Origin of the sequence: Actinoplanes sp. NPDC048791 (assembly GCF_040650095.1) — a bacterium.
Taxonomy (GTDB): Bacteria; Actinomycetota; Actinomycetes; order Mycobacteriales; family Micromonosporaceae; genus Actinoplanes.
In genome coordinates this window covers 1-5,322 of sequence record NZ_JBEZGQ010000596.1, presented here as the reverse complement: position 1 = coordinate 5,322, position 5,322 = coordinate 1, and the positions used below count along the sequence as shown (strand labels likewise).

The 5,322-nt window shown below is 71.2% G+C and carries 6 protein-coding genes and 1 pseudogene; 1 reads left to right on the top strand and 6 read right to left on the bottom strand.

Features of this window, described 5'->3' with window-relative positions; genetic code table 11:
- The 4 genes and pseudogenes from AB0C29_RS32120 to fdxA all read right to left on the bottom strand — a co-directional run.
- Positions 1–842 (bottom strand): annotated as a pseudogene (locus AB0C29_RS32120) (hypothetical protein); the annotation flags it as partial.
- On the bottom strand, positions 839–1,261 hold the full coding sequence (locus AB0C29_RS32115) for a hypothetical protein (protein ID WP_360828126.1): 423 nt from the start codon (positions 1,259–1,261) through the stop codon (positions 839–841). The pseudogene AB0C29_RS32120 and the gene AB0C29_RS32115, both read right to left, overlap by 4 nt.
- 84 nt (positions 1,262–1,345) lie before the next feature.
- Positions 1,346–2,443: a succinyldiaminopimelate transaminase gene (gene dapC, locus AB0C29_RS32110; RefSeq protein WP_360828129.1), complete on the bottom strand. Its 1,098-nt coding sequence runs from the start codon at positions 2,441–2,443 to the stop codon at positions 1,346–1,348.
- Entirely contained in the window at positions 2,440–2,766 is a 327-nt protein-coding gene (gene fdxA / locus AB0C29_RS32105) for a ferredoxin (RefSeq protein WP_125804627.1), read from the bottom strand. The genes dapC and fdxA overlap by 4 nt, the downstream gene beginning before the upstream one ends.
- An 83-nt stretch (positions 2,767–2,849) precedes the next feature.
- Here fdxA and AB0C29_RS32100 point away from each other — a divergent pair, with 83 nt between their 5' ends.
- Positions 2,850–3,818: a GNAT family N-acetyltransferase gene (locus AB0C29_RS32100; RefSeq protein WP_360828122.1), complete on the top strand. Its 969-nt coding sequence runs from the start codon at positions 2,850–2,852 to the stop codon at positions 3,816–3,818.
- On the opposite strand, the gene AB0C29_RS32095 is transcribed toward AB0C29_RS32100, so the two are convergent.
- Together AB0C29_RS32095 and AB0C29_RS32090 are read right to left on the bottom strand one after the other, a co-directional pair.
- Positions 3,815–4,279: a hypothetical protein gene (locus AB0C29_RS32095; RefSeq protein WP_360545161.1), complete on the bottom strand. Its 465-nt coding sequence runs from the start codon at positions 4,277–4,279 to the stop codon at positions 3,815–3,817. The genes AB0C29_RS32100 and AB0C29_RS32095 overlap by 4 nt on opposite strands.
- A gap of 19 nt (positions 4,280–4,298) precedes the next feature.
- On the bottom strand, positions 4,299–5,322 hold a 1,024-nt coding region (locus tag AB0C29_RS32090; RefSeq protein ID WP_360828118.1), incomplete at its 5' end, for a VanW family protein.

Below are 5,322 nucleotides of genomic sequence, written 5' to 3'. Positions count from 1 at the left end.
GGCACGATGCCGGGGCCACCAACGCCGGGCGAAGGTGCTCCGGGCGAGAGCACTCCGGGCGTACTCACCGGGCCCGGACTGACCACCGGCGGGCTGATGACCTCCGCGAGCCCAGGACCGCTGCCGCCGCTGGGGGATCCCTCCGGGACGATCGGATCGCGACCAGGCAGCGGCGGCACCGGATCATGCGGCACCGGCACGCTCACCCCGCCAGCACCGCCGCGGCCTCCGGACGATGCGGTCGCTGGCGCGGCCCCCGACGAGCCGCTGCCCGAGCGGTCGTCGTCCGGAAGCGTCTCCCGCTCATAGTGGGGATCGATCGGGTCCAGGACGTACGGGTCCGGGACGCGCAGCCGGCCCACGTTGTCCTGCACGACCTGCTCAGCCGTGATCATGTGGGACTGGGCCTGCTTGTCCAGCTCCTCCTCGGCGTTGTCCCACCACGCCGGAACGAGGTCGTCGCTCTTCTGCTTGTACTGCTCCCAGAGCGGCTCGATGTTCCTCTTCGCCTGGCGCAGGGCCTCCAGGATGTTGGCCAGCCCGGTGGCCGTGTCGTCGGCCTCGGTCTTGGCCGCGTCCATCCGGCCGATCAGCTTGTCGACCTCGGCCACGAACGCCGCCGCCGAGTTGTTCTGCTCCGGCGGCCAGGCGGTCACCAGTGCCTCGCGGGCCTTGAGCAGCAGCGCCCGCTGGTCCTTCATGGCACCCGAGATCTCGCCCCAGGCGGACACCTGGCGCCAGGCCTCCGGGTCGTCCTCGTCCTTGACCATCGCCCACAGCCGGGGCGTGTTGTACGACCCCCAGGCCGTGCACCAGCTGCTGGTCAGCACCGGCTCGGTCACAGCGCCACCGCCTTGCCGTTCGGGTAGCGCGGATGGGCGGCCTGCTCGGCGGCGATGCGGGCGCGGCGGGCCTCCTCGGCCGCGCTGAACAGGGCCTGCTCGACGCGCTTGGTGCCCTCGGCCGAACGGGCGTCGGTGGCGTCGAACTCGGCGGCCACCTTCTCCGCCGCGGCGGCGAGCAGGCGGGCGGCGGCCAGGAAGTTGCTGAGGTTCTCGGTGGACGCGGTCAGGCTGCGGGCGTACCGCTCTTTGGCGGCGTGGACGCCGCCACTGGCGTTCTGTGCGCCGAACGGCACGCTGTCGAGCGGGAGGGTCGCGCGGCCCACCGCCGGCTCGGTGATGTTGTCGACATCCGCCCGTACGTCGGTGGCGAACTTGGTGAGCCCGCCCGTCTCCACATTGATGCCAGGATCGCCCACGACGCCTCCCCGTAGCCCCGTCGTCACAACGCCATGAGCGTAGCGACCACGAGCGATGCGTGGGACCCCGGATCCGGGCGGGGGTCAGCCGGCGGTGAGGCGGCTGACGGCCGCGGCGACGCGTTCGTCGGTGGCGGTCAGGGCGATCCGCACGTGCCGGGCCGCGGCCGGGCCGTAGAACGCGCCGGGGGCCGCCAGGATGCCGCGCTGGGCGAGCCAGTCCACTGTCGCCCAGCAGTCCTCGCCGCGGGTCGACCAGAGGTAGAGCCCGGCGGCCGAGTGCTCGATCTCGAAGCCCGCCTTGAGCAGCGCCTCCCGCAGCGACTCCCGGCGTGCCGCGTAGAGCGCACGCTGGGCCGTCACGTGGAACTCGTCACCGAGGGCGGCCACCATCGCCGCCTGCACGGGGGCTGGCACGATCATGCCGGCGTGCTTGCGGACCGCCAGCAGTTCGGCGATCAGGGCCGGGTCGCCGCCGAGGAAGCCGGCCCGGTAGCCGGCCAGGTTCGACCGCTTGGACAGCGAGTGCACGGAGATCACGCCCGTGTAGTCGCCGCCGCAGACCTCGTCCGAGAGCACCGACACGGGCTGCTCGTCCCAGCCCAGCGTGAGATAGCACTCGTCGCTGACCACGACAGCACCGCGCTCGCGCGCCCAGTCGACCACCTTGCGCAGGTGGTCGGCCGGGAGCACGCGGCCGGTCGGGTTCGACGGCGAGTTGATCCAGATCATCTTCACCCTGGGGTCGGGCCCCAGGGCGAGCGTGGAGTCGGAGCGGACCACCTCGGCGCCGGCCAGGCGCACCCCGACCTCGTACGTCGGGTAGCAGACCTGGGGGATCACCACGACGTCGCCGCGGCCGATCCCGAGCAGCGTCGGCAGCCACGCCACCAGCTCCTTGGAGCCGATCGTGGGCAGCACGCCGAGCCGGCCGGTGGCGCCGCAGGTGCGGGCCAGCCAGTCGGCCATGGCCGTGCGCAGCGCCGGGGTGCCGGCCGTGAGCGGGTAGCCCGGCGCGTCGGCCGCCTCGGTCAGCGCCGCCCGGATCAGCGGCGGGACCGGGTCGACCGGGGTGCCGATCGACAGGTCCACGATGCCGTCCGGGTGGCCCGCCGCAACCTGCTTGGCGGGCTGCAGCAGGTCCCAGGGGAAATCGGGCAGCGAGGCCGACAGCACGGTCAGTGCGCGTCCCCGCGCGGCGGCTGCGCCGTCACGAACGGGGTGTCCTTGTCGATCTTGCCAACCTTGGAGGCGCCACCTGGCGAGCCGAGATCCTCGAAGAACTCGTAGTTCGCGTTCGTGTAGTCCTTCCACTGCTCCGGCACGTCATCCTCGTAGAAGATGGCCTCCACCGGGCAGACCGGCTCACAGGCTCCGCAGTCGACACATTCATCGGGGTGGATGTAGAGCATCCGATTGCCCTCGTAGATGCAGTCGACCGGGCACTCTTCGATGCATGCCTTGTCGAGCACATCGACGCAGGGCTCAGCGATGATGTAGGTCACGGGTCTTTCCCTTCCAGAGCCACGCCGCGGGACACCGCGGCGTTACGGGCAGAGCCTAGTATCTCGCCGGGAGGAGGTGGCACGTGCTCCGACGGCAGGATGTGGGACACCGGGTGGTGGTCCGCCGAATTGTAGGCGTTTCCCAGGATCGCCCACTTTTCACGGACGCGCTCGGCGAGCTGGTCGAATTGACCGAGACGGAACTCACTCTGGCCACCGCCCAGGGCACTCTGCGCGTACCGCTGCGGGAGGTGCACCGCGCCAAGCGAGTGCCCGCCGCCCGCCGGCCGCCCGCCGCCGATGTGATCGCCCTCGAGCTGGCGGCCAACGACGCCTGGCCGGCGCCGACCCAGGCCCGGCTGGGCAGCTGGATCCTGCGCGCGGCGGACAACTGGACCGGGCGGGCCAACGCGGCCCTGCCGATCGGCGACCCGGACCGCACGCTGGAGGCCGCCATCGACGCGGTCGAGCAGTGGTACGCGGCCAAGGGCCAGCAGCCGATGATCAACACTCCGATGCCGCTGGCCGCCCCGGTCAACGCCGCCCTGGACGCCCGCGGCTGGACCTCCCGCCCGCTGGTGCTGGTGCAGACCGGCGCGGTGCAGTCGCTGATCAGCGAGGTCGAGGCCCGGCGGGACCTGCCTCCGGTGGAGCTGGCCGACTCCCCCACGGACGCCTGGCTGGCGATGGTCTCGGCGCACAAAGGCCGCCTACCCGCTTCGGCCCGGCACATTCTCACCGCCGTGGAGGATGTCGTCTTCGCCTCCGTGCAGGACGAGGACGGCACCCTGCTCGGGGTCGCCCGCGGCGCGGTGACCGGTCCCGGCCCGGGCCGCTGGCTCGGCGTCTCGCTGGTGCAGACGGCACCCGCGGCCCGCCGGCGCGGCCTGGGCCGGCACGTGATGCGCGCGGTGGCGCAGTGGGCGACCCAGCGCGGCGCCGTGCGCGCCTACCTCCAGGTGGAGGAGCGCAACACGGCCGCGGTGGCGCTCTATCAGGGTCTGGGCTTCAGCACCCACCACACCTACCTGACCCGCGAAGCCCCGCTCTAGCGGCGGACCACCCGGCGCGGCTTGGTCAGCTTGGCCTTGGCGAAGGCCGCCAGCGACTTCGAGCGGTAGTCGCGGCCCAGCATCGTGGCGAGCCAGTAGCCGAGCAGCGTGCCCACGATGGCGAAGCCGCCGTAGAGCCACACCTGGGAGAAGAAGTTGCCGGCGCCGCCGGAGAACGGGCCGTCGCCGCTGACGAACGGGCCGACCAGGATGGTCAGCAGCATGCCGCCGATCGCCGCGGCCGCCAGCTCGGGCAGCCAGCTGCTCGGCGGCACCCGCTGGGACCGGAAGAAGGTGACGGTCGCCAGCACCAGCCCGATCACGGCGAACATGACGATGGAGACCCTGTTCTGGGCCGTGTCGTCCTCGTTGAACCCGATGCGGATCACCACTCGCGCGATCACGTTGATCGCGAACAGAGCCGCGGCCAACGAAGCGATCTGCACCCAACGCTGCCTCATTGCGTCCTCCCCGGACGTGCTACGGCTTCGCGCCGCAGATGAATCTAGGCTCGGGATCGTAGCGCCAGGTGAACTTCTCGCGCTCGACCTCTTTCCCATCCTTGCGGATGACGCGCCATGCGTCCTGGGTGAAACCTGGGAGTCCGCTGGAAGTGATGCACTTCGGGCCTGGCTCGCGGTAGACGGTCGGCGGTGAGGTGATGTTGCGGCGCGGGCTGCGTACGGTCTTGACGCTGTCGTAGACCTTGGTGCTCCACATCGACACGGTCACCGACTTGCCGGTGTACGAGGTGTCGATCAGGATCCCGTACGGCGTGGTGTTCTTGAACTTCAGATCGAGGGTCGGATAGAAGATCGTCGACTCGATGACCGCCGGATAGCGGGAGAAGTAGAACGAGTGCGGCTTGTGCTCGACGTCCTCCAGCCCCGCGTAGTAGGCGGCGTTGAACAACGTGGTGGTGAACTGCGAGGCCCCGCCACCGACGCCGGGCTCCAGCTTGCCGCCCACGATGACCGGTGCGTCCTTATAGCCGGCGGCGTACGTCCGCTCGCCGGTGTGCTTGTTCAGCGAGAAGGTCTCGCCCGGCTGGACCACGGCGCCGTCGACGGCCCGGGCGATGGTCATGATGTTCTGGCTGCGCGGCGACTTGCTGCCACCGGTGAAGTAGGTGGTGAAGGTCGAGACCTTCTCCTTGACGCCGAGCTTGGCCAGGTCGCTCTCGGTGGTGGCGCCCTCCTGCCGGGACAGCTCCGCATCGACCGTGCGGGGCGCCGGGTTGGGCAGCACCGCGAGCAGGGCCGGCCCGAGCTTGGCCAGGTCGACCAGGTCGCCGGGGGTACCCGCGACGATCTTCGGCTTGCCGCCGGCGACGGTGATCGTCGCCTGCTCCGGCTCCCGCTCGACCGCCGCGAACGCCTTGGCCGCCGCGGCGTGCAGCTTGGGGCCGTCGACCGCGGGGGTGAGCCGGCCGTCGTCGTCGGCCCGGAAGACCAGGCCCTGGGCGATCGCCTTCGGGCTCAGGGTCAGCGACTTGTCCCCCACC

Excerpts from the sequence above, each read along its gene's own strand:
- AB0C29_RS32095 (WP_360545161.1), bottom strand. The coding sequence starts at position 4,279 with ATGAGGCAGCGTTGGGTGCAGATCGCTTCGTTGGCCGCGGCTCTGTTC.